The sequence below is a fragment of the Acidovorax sp. FG42 genome (genome assembly GCF_057809195.1).
In genome coordinates this window covers 350,371-373,704 of sequence record NZ_JBMDJM010000002.1, presented here as the reverse complement: position 1 = coordinate 373,704, position 23,334 = coordinate 350,371, and the positions used below count along the sequence as shown (strand labels likewise).

Below are 23,334 nucleotides of genomic sequence, written 5' to 3'. Positions count from 1 at the left end.
CCAGCGAAAATCCTCACCATGAACCTCTACCGATTCATCCCCGCGCTACCGCTGACCATGTACCGGCACCTGTGGCGCAGCGTCCAGGGCGCAACCCTTGCCTGCGCCCTGGGCATGGCGCCCGCCCAGGCCCAGGTGCGTGCGACTGCTGCACAGCACCCCGCACAGTGGCCCACCACACTGGCCATGGCCGCGCCGATCCCATCGCCCACACCGGCCCAGCTACAACCGCTGCCCGCAGGCGTTGAACTGGGCATGGGCGCGGACGCCCTGCGCGACGCGGTACCCGGCGCGGCCCGCGTGCTGCGCCCGCAGCGCCTGGCCGGAGGGCTGGCGGGCCTCTGGCGGCTGGAGCCTGTGGTGATTGCCGGATTGTCCGGTGCGCAAACCTTCTTCTTCAGCGGGCGGGAGCTGCGGCGGGTCGAATTCGTCGCTGATGCCAGTGACCAGGCCGATGGCGGCGCGGCCGCATTTGGCGCCCTGCTCGCGTTTGGCCGCAGCACCTACGGGCCGGAGACTGCCGCCAACGACCCCAGCGGCAGCTATGCCGCGTGGACCCACGGAGGGTTGGAGGTGTACGCCCAGCGCGTGCCCGCACCGCGCGCCACGGTGCGGTGGGTGATCAAGCAGAGCGAGGGCAAGGACGCCAGCGAGCTGTGATGTGCGGCCGGGCCATCACGCGCCCAGCGTTACGCTTCCGACGTCGTGATCTGAGTGGAAAAGGCTGCTAGCGCATATGAATAAAGCGCCAATAGCTCCCAAATAAATAGCACCAGCATCTGCTGCGAATCACCACCAGGCCTTAGTCAGCCCGGCGGACCTGCAACACCCCCATCAGCCAGCGGGCTCAATGCGGTGTCGATGTTGAAGCGGTTCTTGCCCGCCTGCTTGGCCGCATACATCGCTGCATCGGCCTGGGCCAGCAGCGCATCGGCGTCAGCGCCGTGGCGCGGGTACAGCGCCGCGCCCACACTGGCCGAGATGTGGGCAACAGCCCCCTCCAGCACAAAAGGCTGCTCCATCGCCAACAGCACCTTGCCCGCCACGACCTCGCAGTGGTCTGCACGCTCGATGGTGGCCAGCACGATGCCGAACTCGTCCCCACCCAGGCGCGCCACGGTGTCCTCGGCGCGCACGCAGTCTTCCAGCCGCCGGGCGACCTGCTGCAGCAACAGGTCGCCCGCTGCATGGCCCCACTGGTCGTTGACGGACTTGAACCCGTCCAGGTCCACATAGAGCACAGCAGCGTGCCGCCCGTGGCGCCGGGCCGTTTCGAGCACACGCGCCAGGCGGTCATGGAACATCACGCGGTTGGACAGGCCCGTGAGCGCGTCGTGCAGCACATCGTGCGACAGGCGCATCTCCAGCTCCTTGCGCGCGCTGATGTCCTGCGTCACCACCACCAGAAAGTCCGGGTGACCCTGGGCGTCCTTGACGAGGCCCAGCGCTTCGTACACCCACAACAGGCCGCCGTCCTTGCGCCGGTAGGCCTTTTCCATCTCAGGGGAGAACACGGGCGAGTGCGCCACCAGGCGCCGCGCCAGAAAGCGGCGCAGGGCTTCACGCTCGCCCTCGTCGCTCAGCGCAAACAGGTCGCGCTGGCGCAGCTCCTCCAGCGAATAGCCCAGCATGCGGCAGAACTTGTCGTTGGCACGCAGGATGCGGCCTTCGGGCGTGATGTGGGCGATGCCGGTGGCCGCCTGGTGGAAGGTGGCGCGGAACAAGCCTTCGCTCGACGCCAATGCATCGGCCACGGCCCGCTGGCGTGCCAGCACCACAATGAGCAGCGCGCCAAAACACAGCAGCGCCACACTGGCCCCCGCCGCCAGGGCGAGGTAGTCAACGCGCCGCTGCATCACAGGCGCCAGCACCTCATCGGAGGTCGACCCCACCGTCACCATCAACGGGTAGCCCGCCATGCTGCGGTAGCTGAGGATGCGCGGCACACCGTCCACCGCGCCGTTCTCATCGATCAGTTCGCCTTCAGGGTCTTGCGCGCGGAGCTGAAACCAGGGCAGGCCCCGCGCATCGCCGCCAAAGCTGATCTTGCCCCCGGCCTTGCGGCCGCGCACCACGCCGTCCAGCCCTGTCAGCTCCAGCAGCCCCTGTGCACCCAGGTCGGCCTGGCGGTAAAAGTCGGTGAAGTTCGTCGGGTCCACCGACATCACCACCACACCACCAAAGCGGCCTCCCTCGCTCACGATGCGCAGCGCCATCGGAATGCGCCACTGCCCCGACACACGGCCCAGCACAGGCTCGCTCACAAACAGGTCATCGCGATCGCTGGCACGCAGCGCCTTGAAAAAGGCGCGGTCGCTGTAGTTGACGGCCCCGGTCTCCTGGCTGCTGCTGACGATGTCGCCCTGCTCGTTCACCACGCTGATGATGGTGAACATGGGCTCGCGGATCACGCCCCGCTCCACCCAGTCGCGCAGGTCGATGTCGGTGCCCTGCTGCAGGTACTGCTCGCGCACAAAGGCGGCGACCTGCTCGGCCGCCTTGAGGGTGCGGAACACCTGCTGCTCGAAGGCGATGGCCAGGTTGGCATTGGACTGCATGGCGGAGGCCACGGCCTGCTCGCGCTCGAACGCCACACGCTGCAGCGTGACCAGCCACAAGCCCGCCACGGCAACGATGCAGCCCAGCGCAATCGCCAGGCTCAGCGGCGTGACAAGGCGATAGCGGCGACGCGGGGCCCCGGCCTCAAGACGGTCGTCCGCGTCCGGTGGCCGCGTGGTGTCATCTTTCTGGTGCATGCCCCTCCCAATGTAACGGGGCATGTGCGGCAAGTCGACAACAGGATGGCCACCAGCCGCGGCCCACGCAAATGGAACCCTACGCGAGCCGCGCCAGCACCTTGGGCAGGCTGGCCACCAGCATCGCCACGCCCGACAGGGTCAACATGCCCAGCACGATCTGCCGGAACCGCGCGTCGCTGATACCGTGGTACAGCCGCGCTCCCAGCAGCACGGGCACCAGCATGGCGGGCACCACAATGGCCAGCAGCGGCAGCGCCTCGCGGGTGACCAGACCGGTGGCCAGGTAGGTGATGAAGGTCACCAGCAGCATGGCCAGGTTGAAGTTCTGGATGATGGCGCGCTGCACGTCCTTGTCCAGACCGCGCAAGGTGCACCACAGGGTGGGCAGCACGCCGGTGAAGCCGCCCAGGCCGCCCATCACGCCGCCCGCCATGCCCACCAGCGCGTCGGCCACGCGCCCGCCGCGCGTGATGCGGGGCAACTGCTTGGCCATCAGCATCGCCGGGCACCACAGCACCAGCAGCGTGCCCAGGATGACCTTGAACGCGTCCATGTCCAGCCGGGGCAATACGGCCACGCCAATGGGGATGCCCACCAGGCCACCCAGCACAAAGGGCAGCAGGCGCACCCGGTCAAACCCCCGGCGTACCGTGGCCGCCGCCACCAGCTGGCCGGTGAGCGCGCCGCACACCGCCAGCAGCGCGGCCAGGCGGGGCTCCAGCGTCCAGGCCCAGAACGACATGGCGACCATGCCAAAACCAAAACCCGACAGCCCCTGCACAAACCCGGCGGCCACTGCGCCCAGAGCCACGATCAACAGCACGGAATCCATGTCTCCCCCTCACTTGGTGTGAACGTGCGCGTGAGTGGGCTTCACGCCCCACGGAGCTCCACGCTCCTCACGCATCTGCGCGTTCAGCCGGTGAGCCCATGAAGCGCAAGCCCTGCGCACCCAGCCGCCATTGTGTGCGCTGGCGGCAGGGGCAACGCTGTGGCGACGGATCGCGGTGCCGGTTCAATACAGCGTGGCCTGCTGGCGCGCAGGCAGTTCGCGGTCGTAGGCAGCGCCGTCAAATGCGCCCTGTGTGATGGACGCGAGGATGGCGCCCGGGGTGGGCACGGGGCGCGGGGTGCCGGGCGGCACGGCATGCCACAGGCGCGAGCGCTGGATGGCGCGAGCGCACTGGAAGTACACCGCCTGCACATCCACCACGATCACACACTTTGGCGGCTGGCCGTTGACCACGAAACGCGCCAGCAGGTCGGGCGCGACGCTGATGCGCGCGTGGCCGTTGACGCGCAGCGTCTCGCCCACGCCGGGGATGAGGAACAGCAGCGCCACGCGCGGGTCGGCAACGATGTTGCGCAGGCTGTCGGCGCGGTTGTTGCCACGGCGCTCGGGCAGCAGCAGGGTCTTGTCGTCCAGCAGTTGCACAAAGCCGGCCGGGTCGCCGCGCGGCGAGGCGTCCAGCCCCCCAGGGCCGGTGGTGGCCAGCACGGCAAAGGGCGATGCCGCGATCATGGCGCGGTAGGCAGGGTGCACATACGGCAGCTCTTTGTGGATGGAGGCATCGCTCAGCGGGCCCAGCAGCGCCTCCAGGCGTGGCAGGGTGTCGATGGCGTGCTCGTCGTGGGCGGGGTTCATGGGGGCGGCTTCCTTCGGGTGGGGTGGCAAGGGAGCGGCCATGGTGCAGCAGGCCTGCCGGGGCTGACAAACGACTTTGCCGCCGGTGATGCGTGCAGAAAACGCACGCATCGTCGTCGCGCATAACTGACTGCGATTGCGCCGCCGCAGGACCGAGCGAGCAGCGGCACCAGAAGCGGCGCGCATCCGGCCTACGGGCCAGACACGCGCCGCTACGCCCTTTAACGGGCCGGGCGCAGCTTGACGCCGGGGAAATCCACCGGCACGCCCAGTGCCACATTGACATAGTTGGTGAACAGGTTGAGCGCCACGTGAGCCACGATCTCGACGATCTGCTCGTCGTTCACGCCCTGGTCGCGCAGAGCCTGCACATCGGCCGCATCAACCTGGCCACGTTCGTTGACCAGTTGCAGCACAAAGCGCAGCACGGCGGCAGTGCGCGGGTCGGCCGATTCGCCCGCCTGCGCGGCGGCCAGGGCCTCGCCACTCACGCCCGCCTTGCGGCCGAGGGCCGTGTGGGCGGCCAGGCAGTAGTCGCAGGCATTGCGGTTGGCCACGGCCACGGCGATCTGCTCACCCAGGGCGGCGCCGATCACGCCCCCGCCCAGCGCACCAAACGCGCCCCACATGCTTTGCAGCGCGGCGGGCGAATTGGCCACGGCGCGGAACATGTTGGGCGTGGCGCCAAAGGCACCGTGGACCTGGTCGAGCACGGCGCGCACAGTGCCGGTGGCGGCGGTACGGTCAACGAGGGGGACGCGGGCGATGGAGGAAGAAGTAGCGGACATGGTGTGTTCCTTGAAGGTCATGAAGGTGATTGAGAACTTGTGCCTGTTCTCGGCACCCCTGCAGTGTCCAGTGTCAGCTCGTACCATTTGGCACCTAAAATCCAAAATTCATACCAAATCATCCAAAACCATGCCAACACCCATCACCACACCTGCGCAGGCCTCCACCCCGCTCGACCGGTTGTCGCCGCTGCTGGAGCGGTTTCGGGTGCGGGCGCACCTGTTCCACAACGGGCCGCTGTGTGGTGTGACGCACTTTGCGGCGGCGCCGGGCCGGGGCTTTTTGCATGTGCTGCGCCGGGGCGAGATGGTGGTGACGCACCAGCCCCAGGCGGGCCCGCCCGAACGGCTTCAGGTGTGCGAGCCCAGCCTGTTGTTCTATGCCCGGCCGCTGGAGCACTTCTTTCACAACGCGCCCACCGAGGGCTCAGACTTCACCTGCGCCGCACTGGACTTTGACGGCGGCGCCAGCCACCCGCTGGCCCGCGCCCTGCCCTCGCTGGTGGTGCTGCCGCTGGGCGCGGTGGACGGGCTGCAGCAGTCGCTGGACTTGCTGTTTGTCGAAACCGACCGCCTGCGCTGCGGCCACCGCGTGCTGGCCGACCGGCTGTTTGAAGTAGTGCTGCTGCAGTTGCTGCGCTGGCTGCTGGACCACCCGCAGCAGGCGCAGATGCCGCCGGGCCTGCTGACGGGCCTGGCCGACCCGCAACTCTCGCGCACCCTCACGGCCCTGCACGAGGCGCCCGGCGAGCCGTGGAGCCTGGCGCAGATGGCCCAGCAGGCGGCCATGTCGCGCAGCGCGTTTGCCGCCCGCTTCAAGGCCGTGGTGGGGGACACCCCCGCCGACTACCTGGCGCACTGGCGGCTGACACTGGCGCAGGCCCACCTGCGCGCGGGCCGGTCGCTCAAGTCCATCGCCCACGAACTGGGCTATGCCAACCCCTCAGCGCTGTCGCGCGTGTTTGCGCAAAAGCTGGGGATGTCAGCGCGGGACTGGCGCGAGGCGGTGGACGAAGGACGTTGACACGCATCCCTGGCAGCGCCGCCGGGTCGCCCAGGAGCCCCTGGCACTGGTCTTCAAACCAAAAGCGGTGGATGCGCTAGTGGAATATGCGCCACCAGCTATCAATTAAATAGCATTTTGATAACCCACTGCACGCGGTCTCTTCCTGAAAGGAGCCTCGCGCCTCTCAGACGTTGATGGCCGCTGCCGACCCGGCCTGCTTGCGCAACTCGAACTTCTGGATCTTGCCGGTGCTGGTCTTTGGCAGCTCGCCAAACACCACGGCGCGCGGCACCTTGAAGCCCGCCAGGTGCTTCTTGCAGTGCGCCACGATGTCTTCGGGCGTGGTCTGCGCGCCGGCCTTCAGCTCTACAAACGCGCAGGGCGTCTCGCCCCACTTGGGATCGGGCTTGGCCACCACGGCAGCGGCCAGCACGTCGGGGTGGCGGTAGAGCACGTCTTCGACCTCGATGGACGAGATGTTCTCGCCGCCCGAGATGATGATGTCCTTGCTGCGGTCCTTGATCTTGATGTAGCCGTCGGGGTACTGCACCGCCAGGTCGCCGCTGTGGAACCAGCCGCCCGCAAAGGCTTCGTCGGTGGCCTTGGGGTTCTTGAGGTAGCCCTTCATGGCGATGTTGCCCTTGAACATGATCTCGCCCATGGTTTCGCCGTCCTGTGGCACGGGTTGCATCGTCTCTGGGTCCAGCACGCGCACGTCGCGCTCCAGGTGGTAGCGCACGCCCTGGCGGGCGTTGAGGCGGGCGCGCTCGCCGATGTCGAGTTGGTCCCAGGCCTCGTGCTTGGCACACACGGTGGCCGGGCCGTACACCTCGGTCAGGCCGTACACATGGGTCAGGTCAAAGCCCATTTTTTCCATGCCTTCGATCATCGACGCCGGTGGCGCAGCGCCCGCCACCATGGCCTTGACGCCAGCGGGCACACCCGCCTTCATGGCGTCGGGCGCATTCACCAGCAGCCCGTGCACGATGGGCGCGCCGCAGTAGTGCGTGACGCCATGGTTGCGGATGGCGTCGAAGATGGCCTGCGCGTCCACGCGGCGCAGGCACACGTTGACACCCGCACGCGCCGCAATGGTCCACGGAAAGCACCAGCCGTTGCAGTGGAACATGGGCAGCGTCCACAGGTACACCGCGTGCTTGGGCATGTCCCACTCCAGCACGTTGCTGATGGCATTGGTGGCGGCGCCCCGGTGGTGGTAGACCACGCCCTTGGGGTTGCCAGTGGTGCCGCTGGTGTAGTTGAGCGCAATCGCATCCCACTCGTCGGCAGGCAGGCTCCAGGCAAAGGTGGCGTCGCCACTGGCCACAAAGGCTTCGTAGTCAGTGCCGCCCAGGCTTTGTACGGCGGAGCCGTAGAGGGCGTCCTGCACCTCGATCACGCGCAAGGGCGTGGTGGCAGTGCGCAGGGCCAGCGCCTTGGCCATGGTGCCGCTGAACTCCGGGTCCACGATCACGGCCTTGGCCTCGCCGTGGTCCAGCATGAAGGCAATGGCTTCCGGGTCCAGCCGGGTGTTGAGGGTGTTGAGCACGGCGCCTGCCATGGGCACGCCAAAGTGCGCCTCCACCATCGGGGGCGTGTTGGGCAGCATCACGGCCACGGTGTCGTTCTTGCCGATGCCCGCCTGGGTCAGTGCGCTGGCCAGCTGGCGGCAGCGCGCGTAGGTCTGGGCCCAGGTCTGGCGCAGCTCGCCGTGCACGATGGCCAGGCGGTCGGGGTAGACCTCGGCCGTGCGTTCGATGAACGACAGGGGCGACAGGGCGGCAAAGTTGGCTTCGTTGCGGGGCAGGTGCTGGTCAAAGATGGAGGTCATGGGTCAGTGCAAGAAGGTGAACGACACACAGCCTAGCGCCGCAGGCTGACACGAAAGCAACACGGGCCGGCGCGTGGACAAGGTGGGCCGCAGCGCGCAGTCTCACAACCTGCGCTTGTGGTCTTGCTTGATGCGGTACATGGCCGCGTCAGCACTGGCCATGAGTGTGCGCGCATCCTGCGCATCGCGGGGAAACAGGCTCAGGCCGATGCTGGCGCGCACGGCCAGCGGCTCGCCGTCGATGTCCAGCGGCGGCTCGAACGCATGCTGCAGCTTGGTCACGATCTGCAGCGCGGCCTCATCGGAATCCACGTTTTCACACAGCACCGTGAACTCGTCCCCGGCCAGTCGGGCGACGGTGTCCACCTGCCGCACAGCGCCGACGATGGTGCGGGCCACGGCCTGCAACACCAGGTCGCCCACGGCGTGCCCGCGCGTGTCGTTGATGGCCTTGAAGTCGTCCAGGTCCACAAACAGCAGGGCGCAGCTGCGGCCGCTGCGGCGCGACAGCTCCAGCACCTGGCCCAGGCGCTGCTCGAACATGCGGCGGTTGGGCAGGCCGGTGAGCGCGTCGTGGTGCGCCAGGTGGGCCATGGCGTCGCGGCTCAGGTTCAGCTCGGCCAGCTGGCGGCTGATCTGCCGCTCCATGTCCTGGAAGCTGCGGGCCAGCTCGCCCACCTCGTCGCCCCGATGCACCGGCAGCGCGCCGTGAGACTCCCCGCGCGAAAACGCCTGCGCCGCCTTCACCATGGCCTGCAGCGGCTGGGTCACCAGGCGCGACACCCCCGCCGCCAGGGCCACGCCCACCACGCTGAGCACCAGCAGGATCTTGAGGATGCTGCGCCCCAGGTCCAGCACCTCGCCCTGCACCACGGCCAGCGGCTGCGAGAGCCCCACGACCATGAAGCGCCCCTCGTCCGCATTGCCAAAGGGCATGCGCACAAAGGCGAACACACGCGCCTCTTCGTCGTCGGTGCCTGGCTGGCTCAGCACCGCCTCTTCGGCACGGCCATCGACCAGCGCGGCCACCTGCGGGAACGACTCCTGGATCAGGATGCGCTGCCCCCGGTCAAAGCCGAAGGTCTGCGTGGCGTCCGGGTGCACTAAAAAGTCGCCCCAGCGGTTGCTCAGATAAAACCCGTAGGGGGTGGGCAGCGCGGCATTGAAGTTGTGCAAGAACGGCGCCGCCGCCACACGCACCACCACCACGCCCCGCAGCTGCCCCCCCTGCACCACGGGCGACGCCATGTTGAACACGGGCACGGCCGCCTCCTGCGCGGCGTCTTCATGGTTGATGCCGAACTCGGACACATAAACCTCCCCATCGGGCAGGCTGAGGGCCTCGAAAACGAACGGAAAGTGCGACTTCTCCTGCAGCTGGTCATCGGGCACGCGCACCAGCTTGTCGCCCTGGCGGTCGATGCGCACCAGCTCCAGCCCGTAGTCGCTGGCGCTGATGAAGCGGATCTGCAAATAGGCGGGATGGGCCTGCAGGTTGGCCTTGAACAGGTCGGCCAGCCGTCCCTGGTCTTGTTCGACGGCAGCGGCGTCGGCCAGAAAGGCCGTGTCGCGCGCCACCGTGCCAAAGCCCGCCTGCATGTGGCGCGCCAGCACCTGCGTGGTGGCCAGCAGCGAGCGCTCGGCCCGCCCCTGCAGACGCTCGCGGCTCGAGTCGAAGGTGTAGTAGCCCGCCAGAATGGCTGCGAACACGCTGAACGAGGCCAGCAGGGCTCCTAGCCTCAGCGCGATGCTCCATTTCATACGGGCCATGGGTCAGGACCGATCAGAACCGGTTGGGTCGGTCGCCCGACACGATGCGCTGCCACAGACGGGCGCGCAGGGCCTCGTCTTCCACCGGCTCCAGCCACACGATGGGTCCCATGGTCCCCCCGGGCACATCGCCCGCCAGCGCCGGCGGTTCGTCCAGGGTGTTGGCCAGGCCCTGGCGCCGGGTGAATTCACGACTCACGGCCGGGTCGAGCATGTAATTGATCCACTCGGCAGCCAGCGCGACCTGGGTGGAGCGGCGGGTGATGGCCCAACAGTCCAGCCAGGCCAGCGCGCCCTCCTTGGGCACCACGTAGCCCACATCCAGCCCTGCATCGCGCAGTTGCTTGAGCTGCTGCTGGCCGTAGTTGGCATGCATCACCGCCACCTTGTGCTTGCGAAACAGCTCCACCGACTCCTCCGGCAGGCTGTAGAACGACCGCACGTTGCGCCGCAGTGCGACCAGGTCTTTGGCCAGGGGGCTGAAGCGGTCGGGGTCGATGCGAAACGGCGGCAGGCCCCGTCGCATGGCCGCGAGCGAAAAACCGTGGCTGCTGCCGTCAAACGCCAGCACCTTGCCCTGCCAGCGCGGGTCCCACAGCACGGCAATCGACTGCGGGGGCGTGCTGAACTGCTGGCGGTCGTACACCAGCCCCATTTCAGAGTAGGTGAAGGGCATGGCGTAAACCTCGCCCCGCCAGCCAATGCCCGAGATGGTGTGCAGCTGGCGAAACCGGGGCAGCTGCCCCGCAGTGTTGCGGATGTTGCCGAGCGGCAACGGTGCCAGCTTGTCATGCAGGATCAGCCGCGCAATTTCTGCCGTGTTGGCAGCTACCAGGTCAAACCCCGGCCCCTCGGCGCTCTCCATCTTGGCGCGCAAGACATCGTCCGACGCCACGGTGGTGATCTCGACCTTGACCCCATGGCGCTTCTCGAACACCGCCACAAAGTCCGGATCGGCATAGCCCGGCCAGGCCAGCACCCGCAGCACCGCCTCGGCCCGCGCAGCCCCCGGCAGTAGCAGCGTGAGCCCCACCAGGGCCAGCAGACAGGCGGGCAGGCTGGCGCACCACCTGTGCAGCGCCCTGCCCCACCACGCCCGCCCCCTTGCCGCGAACCCCATGCCAAATGCCTTTCCAGCAATAACTGGTTACAAAGAGTTTACGCGGACAATAGGGCGCGTGACGATCCCTCAGTCTTTCATTCAGGAACTGCTCACCCGTGTGGACGTGGTGGACATCGTGGGGCGCTACGTCCAGCTGAAAAAAGGCGGCGCCAACTTCATGGGACTGTGCCCATTTCACGGGGAAAAGTCGCCGTCTTTCAGCGTCAGCCCCGCCAAGCAGTTCTATCACTGCTTTGGCTGCGGCAAGAACGGCAATGCCATCAGCTTTCTGATGGACCACGCGGGCATGGGGTTTGTCGAGGCCGTCCAGGACCTGGCCCAGAGCGTGGGCCTGCAGGTGCCCGATGACGACATCTCCCCGCAGGAAAAGGAACGCGCCGCCGCCGCGCGACAGAAACAAGCCACGCTGAACGAGGTGCTGGAGAAAGCCGCCGACGCCTACCGCCGCCACCTGCGCGAGTCGCAGCGCGCCATTGGGTATTTCAAGGGCCGGGGTGTTTCGGGCGCGGTGGCCAAGCGCTACGGCCTGGGCTACGCACCCGAGGGCTGGCGCAGCCTGGCCAGCGTGTTCCCAAGCTACGACGACCCGCTGCTGGAGGAAAGCGGCCTGGTCATCGTCAACGACGAAGACGGTGGCAAGCGCTATGACCGGTTCCGCGACCGGGTGATGTTCCCCATCCGCAACGTCAAAGGTGAATACATCGGCTTTGGCGGCCGGGTGCTGGGCGACGACAAGCCCAAGTACCTCAACTCCCCCGAAACCCCGGTGTTCCACAAGGGGCGCGAGCTGTACGGGCTGTTCGAGGCCCGCACGCCCATCCGCGAGGCGGGCTACGCGCTGGTCACCGAGGGCTATATGGACGTGGTGGCCCTGGCGCAGCTGGGTTTTCCGAACGCGGTGGCCACACTGGGCACGGCGTGCACGCCAGAGCATGTGCAAAAGCTGCTGCGGTTTACCGACGCGGTGGTGTTCAGCTTTGACGGCGACAACGCCGGGCGGCGCGCTGCGCGCAAGGCCCTGGACGGCGCCCTGCCCCACGCTACCGACACGCGCAGCATCAAGTTTCTGTTCCTGCCCGCAGAGCACGACCCGGACAGCTTCATCCGCGACCATGGCACCGACGCCTTTGCGCGCCACGTGAGTGACGCCATGCCGCTGAGCCGCTTCCTGGTCGAGTCGGCCAGCGAGGGCTGCGACCTGGCCACCGCCGAAGGCCGCGCGCACATGGCCAGCAATGCACGCCCGCTGTGGACGGCGCTGCCCGACGGCGTGCTCAAGCGCCAGCTGCTGGGCGAGCTGGCCGAGCTGACCCAGCTCAATGCCCGCGACCTGTCCGACCTGTGGGGCCAGGCCGCCGCCCGCGACGGCCTGCGCGCTGCACACCATGCCCCCCCGCAGCGCCACCCGCCCCGTACCGCCCCTGATGACGCCCCCAGTTGGGATGCCCCGCCCGACACCGATGGCTGGCAACCCCACAGCGAGTCGACAGGCACGGCCTACGACCCCGGCTACGGCAGTTACGGCAACCAGGGAGGCTACGGAGGCCAAAATGGCTATGGCAGCGGCGGCAAGCCTCCGTTCCGCAAGGGAGGCGACTGGAAAAGCGGCGGAGGCTGGAAAAAGCGCGACAAGGACGCTCCCTGGCCGCCCCAGCCCCGTTTGCCCCGCACGCCGGCCATGGGCCGGGCGGACCACGCGGCGCGGCTGCTGCTGTCGCACATGGCGTTTCTGGAAGAGCTGACGCACGACGACCACACCACACTGGCGGCCCAACCAGCGCCCCATGGGCCACTGTTTGCGTGGCTGGAGGCGCAGTTCCACGAACATGGCCCCCTGGCGTGGGCCGTGCTGCGCGAGAGCCTGCGCGACCACGAGTGCGAAGAGCTGGCCGTCAAGGTGATGACCGGCTCGCATGCGCAGACCGAGGGCGAACTGCACGAATTGCGGCTGGAGCTGCGCGATCTGCTCACGCGCATGCAGATCGAAGACATCAAGGAGCAGCAAAAAGTGCTGGTGCTGCAGGTGGCCCAAGACCCGTCGGCCCTGGAGCGCTACCGGGCGCTGGCCGAAAAGCGCAAGGAGCTGGAGCAAATAGCGCCAAAAACCACTTGAATCGGGTGCGGGCGGTATAATATAAGGTTAGTTATTGGCAAGAGCGACAGCAGCACCTCCGAGCCGGGCCACCGTGACAAACGCGCACCTATGCGCTGATGGGCCCACTTATCGCAAGGACTGCACACCAAATGATCGCCCAGACATCTTGCCGCTGAGGGCTCCCCCTCAAGCGCAAAGCCCCTGTTGCTTTGCGTTGCCACCCGCGCCGGGATCTGAGGCGCTTGCGTTTTCTTTGTGTCCGTTTTTGATTCTGAGGTTGCTCCATGCCCGCTCAAAAGTCCGCGAAGTCGCCCAAGTCTGCCTCAGGCACTGCCGCAAAGGCTGTCTCCAAAACCGCGGCCAAAGCGCCGGCCAAGGCGGCCCCCAAAAAGGCCGCTGCCGCTGCGCCCGCCCCGGTCGCCAAGAAAGTGAAAACTGTGCCCGTGAAAAGTACCGCCGAGCTGATCAAAGCTGCCGATGAGTTGCTGAAGAAGAAACCTGCCCGCGCCAAGGCCGTCGCCGCAGCCGCCGACGACGAAGAAGCGCCCAAGAAAAAGCCTGGCCGCCCCGCCAAGGCTGCTGGTGCTGCCGAAGCCAAAGCCCCCGCCAAGCGCGGCCGCAAGCCCAAGGCAGCCACCGGCGGCGATGAGAGCGTGGACGATACCGACCTGTCGGACATCGAGGCCGATCTCGAAGGCGAGATCGAAGAGACCCCCGAGGCAGCCGCCACGGTCGAGAAGGTCAAGCCCCTGCGCATGAAGATCAGCAAGGCCAAGGAACGCGCCTTGATGAAGGAATTCGGCCTGGACGAAACCGTCCTGTCCGAAGAGGACATGCAAAAGCGCCGCCAGCGCCTGAAGGCCCTGATCAAGCTGGGCAAGACCCGCGGCTACCTCACGCACGTTGAAATCAACGACCACTTGCCCGACAAGCTGGTCGATGCCGAAACCCTCGAAGCCGTCATCACCACCCTGAACGACCTGGGCGTGGCGGTGTACGAGCAGACGCCCGATGCCGAAGCGCTGATCATCACGGACAACGCTCCCGCTGGCGCCACCGAGGAAGAAGCCGAAGAAGCCGCCGAAGCCGCGCTGTCCACCGTGGACTCCGAATTCGGCCGCACCACCGACCCCGTGCGTATGTACATGCGCGAAATGGGCACGGTGGAGCTGCTGACCCGCGAAGGCGAAATCGAAATCGCCAAGCGCATCGAAGGCGGTTTGATGGCCATGATGGAGGCGATCAGTGCATCGCCCGCCACCATCGCCGAGATCCTCAACATGGGCGAGGAAATCCGCGAAGGCAAGGTCGTCATCTCGACCATCGTGGACGGCTTCTCCAACCCCAATGAGGCCGACGACTATGTGGCCGAAGAAGACTTCGACGAATTCGACGAAGCCGACGACGACGACGGCAAGGGCGGCAGCAAGGCGCTGACCAAGAAGCTCGAAGAACTCAAGAAGCAGGCGCTGGAGCGCTTTGACAAGCTGCGCGAGCTGTTTGAAAAAGTGCACAAGGTGTACGACAAGGAAGGCTATGGCACGCCTGCCTACATCAAGGCTCAGCAGGCCCTGTCGGCCGAGCTGATGACCATCCGCTTCACCGCCAAGACCATCGAGAAGCTGTGCGACATGGTGCGCGGCCAGGTGGACGATGTGCGCAAGAAGGAGCGCGAACTGCGCCGCATCATCGTGGACAAGTGCGGCATGCCCCAGGAGACCTTCATCAAGGACTTCCCGCCCAACCTGCTGAACCTGCAGTGGGTCGAGAAGCAGGCCGCCGCTGGCAAGCCCTGGTCGGCCGTGATGGCGCGCAACATTCCGCCCATCCAGGACCTGCAGCAAAAGCTGATCGACCTGCAGTCGCGCGTCGTGGTGCCGCTGGCCGAGCTCAAAGGCATCAACAAGCGCATGAACGAAGGTGAAGCCACCTCGCGCGATGCCAAGAAGGAAATGATCGAGGCCAACCTGCGCCTCGTGATCTCGATTGCCAAGAAGTACACCAACCGTGGCCTGCAGTTCCTCGACCTGATCCAGGAAGGCAACATCGGCCTGATGAAGGCGGTGGACAAGTTCGAATACCGCCGCGGCTACAAGTTCTCGACGTACGCTACCTGGTGGATTCGCCAGGCCATCACCCGCTCGATCGCCGACCAGGCGCGCACCATCCGTATCCCGGTGCACATGATCGAGACGATCAACAAGATGAACCGCATCAGCCGCCAGCACTTGCAAGAGTTTGGCTTCGAGCCCGATGCGTCCATCCTGGCGGCCAAGATGGAAATCCCCGAGGACAAGATTCGCAAGATCATGAAGATCGCCAAAGAGCCGATCTCCATGGAGACGCCGATCGGCGACGACGACGACAGCCACCTGGGCGACTTCATCGAGGACGGTGCCAACACCGCCCCCATCGAAGCCGCCATGCAGGCCGGCTTGCGCGACGTGGTCAAGGACATTCTCGACGGCCTCACGCCGCGCGAAGCCAAGGTGCTGCGCATGCGCTTCGGTATCGAGATGACCAGCGACCACACGCTGGAAGAAGTGGGCAAGCAGTTCGACGTGACCCGCGAGCGCATCCGCCAAATAGAAGCCAAGGCGCTGCGCAAGCTCAAGCACCCCAGCCGCTCGGACAAGCTGCGCAGCTTCATCGACTCGCTGTAAGCGCCGTAAGCCTCGCAACCCAGCCTCTACTGGCTCCAACGCCCTGCCCCGCACCTGCGGCGCAGGGCGTTATTCATGGCGCACTGGTCAGCGCAGCCGCTCTGCACTGGGCCCGAAACCCCGCGTTTACCCTGATGCCAGCGACAGCAGACTGACAGCTTGGCTGGCGACCATTGCGCGCAGCCCAGGTGGTGGTGTGCAGATCCCTTCCCTGCGCATGCCCCACCGGCTGACGGCGTTGCCTCGGCGTGGCAACGCGCAAACGACACACTCAGGGCGCTCTTGCAGCGGCTTGAATATCTGATTCCCGACGCCTTTCCTGCCTCCCCACTTGTCAAAGGACTTTCCATGTCTGCAGCCATCGACCGCCGCCGGGCCATCGCCCAATCTGTCGCTACCGCCCTGGCCTGGAGCACGCTTGGCCCTTCCGCCTGGGCGCAGAGCGCTGCCGGGGCAGCCCGCCCTGCCCCCGCGGCCGCCAAGGCAGCCAAGCTGGCGGGCACCGTGCGCATCGTGATCCCGGCCAATGCCGGTGGCGGCTGGGACCAGACAGGCCGCGCCCTGGGCGCCGCCATGGTCGCTGCCGGCGCTGCGGACCAGGTGGAGTACGAAAACATCGGCGGCAAGGGCGGGACCATTGGCTTGGCCAAGTACGCCGAAAAGTACAGCAGCGACCCCAACACGCTGCTGATGGGCGGCATGGTGATGGTGGGCGCCGTGGCGCTGCAAAAGCCTGCGGTGGACATGACCCACATCCAGCCCCTGGCGCGACTCACCAGCGACTACCTGGTGGCCGCTGTGGCAGCCAATTCGCCCATCAAGACCACCAAGGACCTGGCCGACGCAATGCGCGCTGACCTCAAGGCCGTACCGATTGCCGGCGGCTCTGCGGGTGGCGTGGACCACATCTACGCGGGCGTGCTGGCGCGTGCGGCCAAGGCCAACCCCGAAGGACTGGTCTACAAGCCCTTCCCCGGTGGTGCCGAGGTGGTCGAGGCCGTGCTGTCAGGCAACGCAGCGCTGGGCCTGTCGGGATACAGCGAGTTCAACGATGCGATTGCCAGCGGCAAACTGCGCGCGGTGGGCGTGTCGTCGCGCCGCAGCGTCTTTGGCCTGCCATCGTTTCGCGAACAAGGGCTGGACGCCGTGATGGCGAACTGGCGGGGCGTGTTCACCGGCAAGGGCGTGCCCGCCGCGCGCGCGGCGGAGATGCTGGCTGCTGTCGAGGCCGCCACCCACCACGAATCCTGGCTGCGCACGCTCAAGCAGAACCGGTGGGAACCCTCTTGGCTCACCGGCAAGGATTTGGCAGAGTTCATGGAACTGGACCTCACCACCGCCCGCGTGATGGTCTATTTGCTCAAGCTGAAGGCCTGATCTCACCACCAGGCCCTCCGGGCCCACTGCAGAACCTTTGGAGCCTCTGATGAAAATGTCCCACTACTCCATCGGCGCACGCATGGCCACGGCCCTGGGTCTGGTGCTGGCCCTGTTGCTGGGGGCCGCGCTGTTCGGCATTGCCGCCCTGTACCGAACCCTGGGCACCTACGACACCACGGTGCAACAGCGCGTGGCGCAGGAGCGTGCCGTGAGCCGCATGGAAAGCGAGTTCAAGACCCAGGTGCTGGAGTGGAAGAACACCCTGCTGCGGGGCGAGGACTCGCGCAAGCGCGAGCTGCACTGGAACGCGTTCCAGGCCAGTGAAAAGCGGGTGGCCGATGCCGCCAAGGCGCTGGAGCCCCAGCTGACCGACGCGCAGGAAAAGGCCGCGCTGCAAAAGTTCACCCAGGCCCACGCACAGATGGCGCAGGGCTACCGCAAAGGCTTTGAAGTGTTCCAGTCGCTCGGCTTTGTGCCGTCGGCCGGCGATGCGGATGTGGCCGACATCGACCAGGGCCCCGCCAAGCTGCTCACCGAGCTGAGCCAGCAGGTGGCAGCGAGCAGCGCGGCCATCGCCCAGGAGGCAGCGCAAGACGCCCGGCGCGCACTGTTCAGCAGTCTGGTCGCCCTTGCACTGGTCACGGCGCTGGGGGCCTGCGCGGGCTGGCTGCTGACGCGGTCGGTGGTGCGCCCGTTGGGTGTGGCGGTGTCGGTGGCGCACAAGGTGGCGGCGGGCGACCTGACCACCCGCATCGAGGTGGAGGGCAAGGATGAGCCCGCGCGCCTGCTGGAAGCCCTGCGGGCCATGCAAGACAACCTCGAAAACGTGGTCTCCGGCGTGCGCAGCAATGCCGAAGGCGTGGCCAGCGCCAGCGCTGAAATCGCCCAGGGCAACGCCGACCTGAGCCATCGCACCGAAGAACAGGCCTCGTCGCTGGACGAGACCACCTCGTCCATGCAGCAGCTGCAGTCCACCGTGCAGCAGAACGCCTCCAACGCCCAGCGCGCGAACGAACTGGCGCGCAACGGCGCCACCGTGGCGCAGCGGGGGGGCGATGTGGTCACGCAGATGGTGGAGGTGGTGCAGGGCATCCAGGACAGCTCGCGCCGCATTGCCGACATCATTGGCGTCATCGACGGCATCGCGTTCCAGACCAACATCCTCGCGCTCAATGCCGCCGTCGAGGCCGCGCGCGCGGGCGAACAAGGCCGGGGCTTTGCCGTGGTGGCCAGCGAGGTGCGCAACCTCGCCACCCGCAGCGCCAGCGCCGCGCGCGAGATCAAGCAGCTCATCCAGACCAGCGTGGAGCGCGTGCAGGCCGGCTCGGATCTGGCGCGCAATGCAGGCACCACCATGGCCGAGGTGGTGTCGTCCATCCAGGGCGTGAGCGCGCTGATGGAAGAGATCAGCCAGGCCAGCGCCGCGCAGACCAGCGACATGCTGCGCGTGACGCAGGCCATCGTGCGCATGGACGAGGCCACACAGCAGAACGCCGCCCTGGTCGAAGAAAGCGCCGCTGCTGCAGGCAGCCTGAGCGGGCAAGCGCAGCAACTGGTGGAGGCCGTGGAGGTGTTCCGCCTGCGCCACGCCCACACTGCACTGCCCGCGCCGCGCGCCTGACATCGGGCGCGCAGACCAGTTGCCCCTCACGCTGACCTGCGATGGCACCGCAGGCCTGCGGAGGCAGTGCCCTAGCGTTCACGCGAATGCTATTAATACGATAGCTGCTCAGGCATATTGCACTTGCGCATGCGCCGAAAAACCCTCAAAACCGGCCTGACGCCCTGCAAAAACACGCCGCAGGCGGCCTCTCTCTGCGCTGCGTCAGTCGATCTTCACGTTCGCGTTCTTCACCACCTGCGCCATGCGCGCTGCTTCGCTGCGGAAGAAGGCGGCGGCCGGCTCGGGCGGGGTGAGCTTGATCTCGTAGCCCTGCGCAATCAGCGCATCACGGGCCTCGGGCATCTCCATGGCAGCCTTGAAGCCGTTGTACAGCCGCGCCAGCTCGGCCTTGGGCAGGCCCGCAGGCGCCACGGGGGCGATCCACCCATCCAGCTCGTAGCCTGGCAGGCCTTGTTCGGCAATGGTGGGCACGCCCGGCAGTGCCGCCACGCGGGTGGCCGTGGTCACGCCCAGAGCGCGCAATGAGCCCGCCTTGATGTGCGCAGCCGCCGGCGCCACCGCCACAACACCCAGCTGCACCTGGCCGCCGAGGATGTCGTTCATCAGCGGACCCATGCCCCGGTAGGGGATGTGCTTGATGTCGAGCTTGGCCTGGTCCACAAACATCGCCGCGCCCAGGTGCAGGATGGTGCCGTTGCCGGACGAGCCGTAGTTGAGCACGCCGGGTTTGGACTTGGCCAGTGCGATCAGCTCCTGCACCGTCTTGGCGGGTACCGCAGGGTGCGCGACCAGCACAAACGGCGTGGCGCCCAGGATGGTGATGGGTGTGATGTCGGCCAGCGAGTCGAACGGGATGTTCTTGTACACGCTGGGGTTGACCACGTGGTTGTTGGACACCACGCCGATCAGCGAGCCGTCCTTGGGCGCGCGCACGATCTGCGTGGTGCCGGTGATGCCACCCGCGCCCGGCAGGTTCTCGATGACGATGGGCTGGCCCAGTGCCTTGGCCAGGCTGGTGCTGATGGCGCGGATGGCGCCGTCGGCCCCGGAGCCCGCCGACAGCGGCAGGATCACGCGCAGCGGTTTGCCGTCGCCCTGGGCACGGGCCACGCGCGGCAGGCCCCAGGCCGCAGCCGCCAGCGCGGCGGCGCCGGTGGCCAGGGCCTGGCGACGCGTGGGCAGGCCGTGCGGGGCAGGCGCTATGCGGGGCGAGTCAAAAGCAGGGGTGGGCTGGGGCACGGTTGTCTCCGGTGGTGGGGTTGGAATCCGGGGCCTGCGGTCTGCGCCGCGTGATGAGCCCCGGTCGTCAAGGAAAAATCAGGCAATGGCCCCGCTGGCCTGCAGTGCGGCCACTTCATCGGCGGTGTAGCCCAGGCCCTGCAGCAGCTCGGCCGTGTGCTGGCCCAGGCGCGGCGGGTCGCAGCGCACATCCAGACGCTGGCCGTCCATGCGCAACGGCATCAGCGTGATCTGCGCGGTCTGCCCGGCGCGCTCGCCGTCGGGCAGCGTGATGTCGGCGAGGCCACCGGTGGCCTGCAGGTGCGGGTCGTCAAACAGTTCTTCGGGCCGGCGGATGGGCGCAAACGGCAGTCCGTGGCGCTCAAAGATGGCCGCCAGTTCGTCAGCCGTGTGCTGCGCCAGGCGCTCGCGCAGCACCGGCATCAGCGTGGGGCGGGCGCGCACGCGGTCGTTGTTGGTGGCCAGGCCGGTGTCGGCCTTCAGGTCGGCGTAGCCCATGGCGTCGCAGAAGGTCTGCCACTGCGCATCGCTCACGGCGGCCAAAAAGATCTGCCCGCCGTCTTTCACGCTGAACACGTCGTACACGGCCCAGGACGAGATGCGGTCGGGCATGGGCGCGGCCGGTTTGCCGGTGACGGCGTACTGCATCATGTGCTGGCCGACCAGGAACACGTTGTTCTCGAACAGGGCTGAGTCCACCTCCTGCCCGCGCCCGGTGATGCCGCGCTGCATCAGCGCGGCCATGGCGCCAATCGCGCCGAACATGCCGCCCATGATGTCGTTCACGCTGCTGCCTGCGCGCAGCGGGTCGCCGGGGCGGCCGGTCATGTAGGCCAACCCGCCCATCATCTGCACCACCTCGTCGAGCGCTGTGCGGTGCTCGTACGGGCCCGGCAAAAAGCCCGTGTGGTTGACGTAGATGAGGCGCGGGTTGACCTGGCTCAGCGCGGCGTAGTCCAGGCCGTATTTCGTCATCACGCCGGGCTTGAAGTTCTGCGCCACCACGTCGGCCGATGCGGCCAGTTTGCGTGCCACCGCCAGGCCCTCGGGGCTGCGCAGGTCGAGCGCAATGCTCTTCTTGTTGCGGTTGAACATGGGGAAGAAACCGGCGCCAGCGCCCAGCAGGTGGCGCGTGCGGTCGCCATCCACGGGCTCGACCTTGATGACCTCGGCGCCCAGGTCGGCCAGCACCATGCCGCAGGTGGGGCCCATGACCATGTGGGTGAACTCCACCACGCGCAGGCCTTCCAGCGGCAGGCGGGGGGACGAGGGGGTAGCGGGTGTGTGGTCGTTCATGTTCAGGGCGTTCCGAAAAAGGGTTCAGGCCGTTGCGGCTTCACGCAGCGCGGCGGGTGCGGCATTCTGCGGCAGCCCCGCTTGCCACAGCGTGCCATGCAGGGTCTCGCCCGCCAACCATCCGGCCACACGCTGGCGCAGTGCGAGCAGCGTGGTCACGTCGATGCCGGTGGCAACGCCCATGCGCTCCAGCATGAACACCAGGTCTTCGGTGGTGACATTGCCGCTGGCGCCCGGCGCGTGTGGGCAGCCGCCGATACCCGCCAGACAGGCGTCAAAGCGGGTGATGCCGGTCTGCCAGGCGGCATACACATTGGCCAGGCCCATGCCGCGCGTGTCGTGGAAGTGCGCGCAGGCCAAGCGGTTGCCCACCAGGGCGCGGGCCTTTTCAAACAGCCGGGCCACTGAGGCCGGGTCGGCAAAACCCACGGTATCGGCCAGGCTCACTCGGTCGGCGCCTGCGTCCAGCAGCGCCTGCATCAGGCGCAGCACTTCGCTCTCGGCCACCTCGCCTTGCAGGGTGCAGCCAAAGGCCGTGCCCACGCCGCCTTCGATCACGGTGCGGCGGCCGCTGGCATCGCGCAGCGCACGGATGCGCGCCACCTCGGCCACCACCTCATCGGGCGTCTTGCGCAGGTTGGCCAGGCTGTGGGCGTGGCTGGCAGACAAAGGCACCACCATCAGGTCGGCACCACAGTCCAGCGCACGCTCGGCGCCCTTGAAATTGGGCACCAGCACCGAGGCCATCAGGCCGGGCAGCGTTTTGGCATGGGCCAGCACCTCGGCCGTGTCGGCCAGCTGGGGCAGCAAGCGGGCGGGCACAAACGAGCCCACCTCGATCTCGCGCTGGCCGGCGGCGTAGGCGGCGTTGAGCCAGTCGATCTTTTGCGCGGTGGACACCACCGTGGCAATGCTTTGCAGGCCGTCACGCAGGCCCACTTCGCGGACGATGGCGCGGGCCACCGGGGGCTGCAGGTCGGACGGGATCGGGGAGGTGTGCACGGGATGTCTCTTTGGGGTGGGTCTGGGCAAGATTCTAAAAATTCCCAAAAGAATCAGAAAATACATCTCGGAAGCCATAACATTCCCAAACGGAATATCACAACACTTGGAGGTTTGCCGTGCGCGACCTGGACTTGCAGACCCTGCGCCTCTTTGCCGCCGTGTGCGAGCAGCGCAGCATTGCGCGCGTGGCCGAGCAGGAGTCCATCGTGGGCTCGGCCATCAGCAAGCGGCTGGCGCAGCTGGAAGACACCGTGGGCACGCCGCTGCTGCTGCGCAAGCGCCGGGGCGTGGTGCCCACCCCGGCGGGCGAGACGCTGCTGGAGCACGCCCGCACCATGCTGGCCAGCGTGGGGCAGATCGAGCGCGACATGGCGGCCTACGCCACCGGCACGCGCGGCCATGTGCGCATGCTGGTCACGGCCTCGGTCATGGCTGAGTCGCTGGCCGACGATGTGGCGGCCTTCTTGCAAGACCCGGCGCACCGCAATATCCAGATCAGCCTGGAAGAACGCGTGAGCCCGGACGTGGTGCAAGGCGTGCGCGACGGCAGCGCGTCCATCGGCATCTGCTGGGACGCAGCCGACCTGTCGGGCCTGGAAACCAGCGCCTACCGCAGCGACCACCTGGCCGTGGTGGCGCACGAGTCGCACCCCGTGGCCCAGCTGCAGAGCGTGCGGTTTGCCGATGTGCTGGAGCATGAATTCGTCAGCATGCCCGCACTGAGCGCGGTGCAGGTGCTGCTGGCGCGCGCCGCTGCCGTGGAAGGGAAAATGCTGGCCCACCGCGTGCTGGTGTCCAACTTTGACGCCGCGCTGCGGGTGGTGCGCGCCAACCTCGCCATCAGCGTGGTGCCGCGCGAAGTGGCCCAGCCGTTTGCCCAGCTGGCGCCGGTGCGCATCGTCCCGCTGAGCGACCCCTGGGCCCAGCGGCGCTTTGCCATCTGCTACCGCAGCGCCCAGTGGCTGCCCCCTGCGGCCCAGTTGCTGGTGGGGCATCTGGCGGGGCTGGGGCGTGCCTGACCAGGGCCAAAAACCGTGGCCCTGTCGCAACAGTTTGATACGCAACATTGTATTTTTCGCCACTAGCGCATGTGTGCTGTGCGTTCTGAGC

Annotated in this window: 17 protein-coding genes; 7 read left to right on the top strand and 10 right to left on the bottom strand. The window is 67.3% G+C overall.

All coding sequences use genetic code 11. From position 1 onward, the window contains the following. Nucleotides 1–18: 18 nt before the first annotated feature. The gene (locus ACODSM_RS04290) at nucleotides 19–660 is read left to right on the top strand and encodes a hypothetical protein (RefSeq protein ID WP_488804425.1); all 642 of its coding nucleotides are present in this window, start codon (nucleotides 19–21) and stop codon (nucleotides 658–660) included. Nucleotides 661–806: 146 nt separating this feature from the next. Here the strand turns inward: ACODSM_RS04290 and ACODSM_RS04285 are convergent, their stop codons facing one another. The 4 genes from ACODSM_RS04285 to ACODSM_RS04270 all read right to left on the bottom strand — a co-directional run bounded on the left by ACODSM_RS04285 (nucleotide 807) and on the right by ACODSM_RS04270 (nucleotide 5,171). After that, entirely contained in the window at nucleotides 807–2,756 is a 1,950-nt protein-coding gene (locus ACODSM_RS04285; RefSeq protein ID WP_488804424.1) for a bifunctional diguanylate cyclase/phosphodiesterase, read from the bottom strand. A gap of 79 nt (nucleotides 2,757–2,835) precedes the next feature. Next, complete coding sequence (locus tag ACODSM_RS04280) at nucleotides 2,836–3,591, bottom strand: sulfite exporter TauE/SafE family protein (protein WP_056743307.1); 756 nt, start codon at nucleotides 3,589–3,591, stop codon at nucleotides 2,836–2,838. 183 nt (nucleotides 3,592–3,774) lie between these two features. Further along, on the bottom strand, nucleotides 3,775–4,404 hold the full coding sequence (locus ACODSM_RS04275) for a pyridoxamine 5'-phosphate oxidase family protein (RefSeq protein ID WP_488804423.1): 630 nt from the start codon (nucleotides 4,402–4,404) through the stop codon (nucleotides 3,775–3,777). A 221-nt stretch (nucleotides 4,405–4,625) separates the two neighbouring features. Then, the gene (locus ACODSM_RS04270) at nucleotides 4,626–5,171 is read right to left on the bottom strand and encodes a carboxymuconolactone decarboxylase family protein (RefSeq protein ID WP_422849635.1); all 546 of its coding nucleotides are present in this window, start codon (nucleotides 5,169–5,171) and stop codon (nucleotides 4,626–4,628) included. 151 nt (nucleotides 5,172–5,322) lie between these two features. Between ACODSM_RS04270 and ACODSM_RS04265 the strand changes: the two genes are divergently transcribed. Further along, the gene (locus tag ACODSM_RS04265) at nucleotides 5,323–6,216 is read left to right on the top strand and encodes an AraC family transcriptional regulator (RefSeq protein ID WP_488804422.1); all 894 of its coding nucleotides are present in this window, start codon (nucleotides 5,323–5,325) and stop codon (nucleotides 6,214–6,216) included. 166 nt (nucleotides 6,217–6,382) lie between these two features. Here ACODSM_RS04265 and ACODSM_RS04260 read toward each other — a convergent pair whose 3' ends face one another. The 3 genes from ACODSM_RS04260 to ACODSM_RS04250 form a co-directional block, all read right to left on the bottom strand. Then, nucleotides 6,383–8,029 (bottom strand): acyl-CoA synthetase, encoded by a 1,647-nt coding sequence (locus ACODSM_RS04260; RefSeq protein ID WP_488804421.1) that lies wholly within the window; start codon nucleotides 8,027–8,029, stop codon nucleotides 6,383–6,385. 102 nt (nucleotides 8,030–8,131) lie between these two features. Then, a complete protein-coding gene (locus ACODSM_RS04255; RefSeq protein ID WP_488804420.1) occupies nucleotides 8,132–9,799 on the bottom strand; it encodes a diguanylate cyclase domain-containing protein in 1,668 nt (555 codons plus the stop codon). Nucleotides 9,800–9,812: 13 nt separating this feature from the next. Next, complete coding sequence (locus ACODSM_RS04250; protein WP_488804419.1) at nucleotides 9,813–10,919, bottom strand: ABC transporter substrate-binding protein; 1,107 nt, start codon at nucleotides 10,917–10,919, stop codon at nucleotides 9,813–9,815. A 58-nt stretch (nucleotides 10,920–10,977) separates the two neighbouring features. On the opposite strand from ACODSM_RS04250, the gene dnaG reads away from it, so the two are divergent. The 4 genes from dnaG to ACODSM_RS04230 all read left to right on the top strand — a co-directional run bounded on the left by dnaG (nucleotide 10,978) and on the right by ACODSM_RS04230 (nucleotide 18,681). Beyond that, nucleotides 10,978–13,035 (top strand): DNA primase, encoded by a 2,058-nt coding sequence (gene dnaG, locus ACODSM_RS04245; protein WP_444825962.1) that lies wholly within the window; start codon nucleotides 10,978–10,980, stop codon nucleotides 13,033–13,035. 266 nt (nucleotides 13,036–13,301) lie between these two features. Next, nucleotides 13,302–15,680 (top strand): RNA polymerase sigma factor RpoD, encoded by a 2,379-nt coding sequence (rpoD, locus tag ACODSM_RS04240; protein ID WP_488804418.1) that lies wholly within the window; start codon nucleotides 13,302–13,304, stop codon nucleotides 15,678–15,680. 348 nt (nucleotides 15,681–16,028) lie between these two features. Further along, nucleotides 16,029–17,057 (top strand): Bug family tripartite tricarboxylate transporter substrate binding protein, encoded by a 1,029-nt coding sequence (locus tag ACODSM_RS04235; RefSeq protein WP_488804417.1) that lies wholly within the window; start codon nucleotides 16,029–16,031, stop codon nucleotides 17,055–17,057. Nucleotides 17,058–17,106: 49 nt separating this feature from the next. Continuing rightward, complete coding sequence (locus ACODSM_RS04230) at nucleotides 17,107–18,681, top strand: methyl-accepting chemotaxis protein (RefSeq protein WP_488804416.1); 1,575 nt, start codon at nucleotides 17,107–17,109, stop codon at nucleotides 18,679–18,681. A 204-nt stretch (nucleotides 18,682–18,885) separates the two neighbouring features. Here the strand turns inward: ACODSM_RS04230 and ACODSM_RS04225 are convergent, their stop codons facing one another. From ACODSM_RS04225 to ACODSM_RS04215, 3 genes are all read right to left on the bottom strand, one after another. Then, entirely contained in the window at nucleotides 18,886–19,923 is a 1,038-nt protein-coding gene (locus ACODSM_RS04225) for a Bug family tripartite tricarboxylate transporter substrate binding protein (protein ID WP_488804415.1), read from the bottom strand. Between the two features lie 78 nt (nucleotides 19,924–20,001). After that, entirely contained in the window at nucleotides 20,002–21,219 is a 1,218-nt protein-coding gene (locus ACODSM_RS04220; RefSeq protein ID WP_488804414.1) for a CaiB/BaiF CoA transferase family protein, read from the bottom strand. A gap of 24 nt (nucleotides 21,220–21,243) precedes the next feature. Further along, nucleotides 21,244–22,221 (bottom strand): hydroxymethylglutaryl-CoA lyase, encoded by a 978-nt coding sequence (locus ACODSM_RS04215; protein WP_488804413.1) that lies wholly within the window; start codon nucleotides 22,219–22,221, stop codon nucleotides 21,244–21,246. Nucleotides 22,222–22,340: 119 nt separating this feature from the next. On the opposite strand from ACODSM_RS04215, the gene ACODSM_RS04210 reads away from it, so the two are divergent. Then, complete coding sequence (locus tag ACODSM_RS04210) at nucleotides 22,341–23,243, top strand: LysR family transcriptional regulator (protein ID WP_110959241.1); 903 nt, start codon at nucleotides 22,341–22,343, stop codon at nucleotides 23,241–23,243. Nucleotides 23,244–23,334 lie beyond the last annotated feature (91 nt).

Bases quoted from the DNA above. Each gene is read 5' to 3' on its own strand.
- ACODSM_RS04290 (WP_488804425.1), top strand. From the start codon at position 19: ATGAACCTCTACCGATTCATCCCCGCGCTACCGCTGACCATGTACCGG.
- ACODSM_RS04285 (WP_488804424.1), bottom strand. From the start codon at position 2,756: ATGCACCAGAAAGATGACACCACGCGGCCACCGGACGCGGACGACCGT.
- ACODSM_RS04280 (WP_056743307.1), bottom strand. From the start codon at position 3,591: ATGGATTCCGTGCTGTTGATCGTGGCTCTGGGCGCAGTGGCCGCCGGG.
- ACODSM_RS04275 (WP_488804423.1), bottom strand. From the start codon at position 4,404: ATGAACCCCGCCCACGACGAGCACGCCATCGACACCCTGCCACGCCTG.
- ACODSM_RS04265 (WP_488804422.1), top strand. From the start codon at position 5,323: ATGCCAACACCCATCACCACACCTGCGCAGGCCTCCACCCCGCTCGAC.
- ACODSM_RS04260 (WP_488804421.1), bottom strand. From the start codon at position 8,029: ATGACCTCCATCTTTGACCAGCACCTGCCCCGCAACGAAGCCAACTTT.
- ACODSM_RS04255 (WP_488804420.1), bottom strand. From the start codon at position 9,799: ATGGCCCGTATGAAATGGAGCATCGCGCTGAGGCTAGGAGCCCTGCTG.
- ACODSM_RS04250 (WP_488804419.1), bottom strand. From the start codon at position 10,919: ATGGGGTTCGCGGCAAGGGGGCGGGCGTGGTGGGGCAGGGCGCTGCAC.
- rpoD (WP_488804418.1), top strand. From the start codon at position 13,302: ATGCCCGCTCAAAAGTCCGCGAAGTCGCCCAAGTCTGCCTCAGGCACT.
- ACODSM_RS04235 (WP_488804417.1), top strand. From the start codon at position 16,029: ATGTCTGCAGCCATCGACCGCCGCCGGGCCATCGCCCAATCTGTCGCT.
- ACODSM_RS04230 (WP_488804416.1), top strand. From the start codon at position 17,107: ATGAAAATGTCCCACTACTCCATCGGCGCACGCATGGCCACGGCCCTG.
- ACODSM_RS04220 (WP_488804414.1), bottom strand. From the start codon at position 21,219: ATGAACGACCACACACCCGCTACCCCCTCGTCCCCCCGCCTGCCGCTG.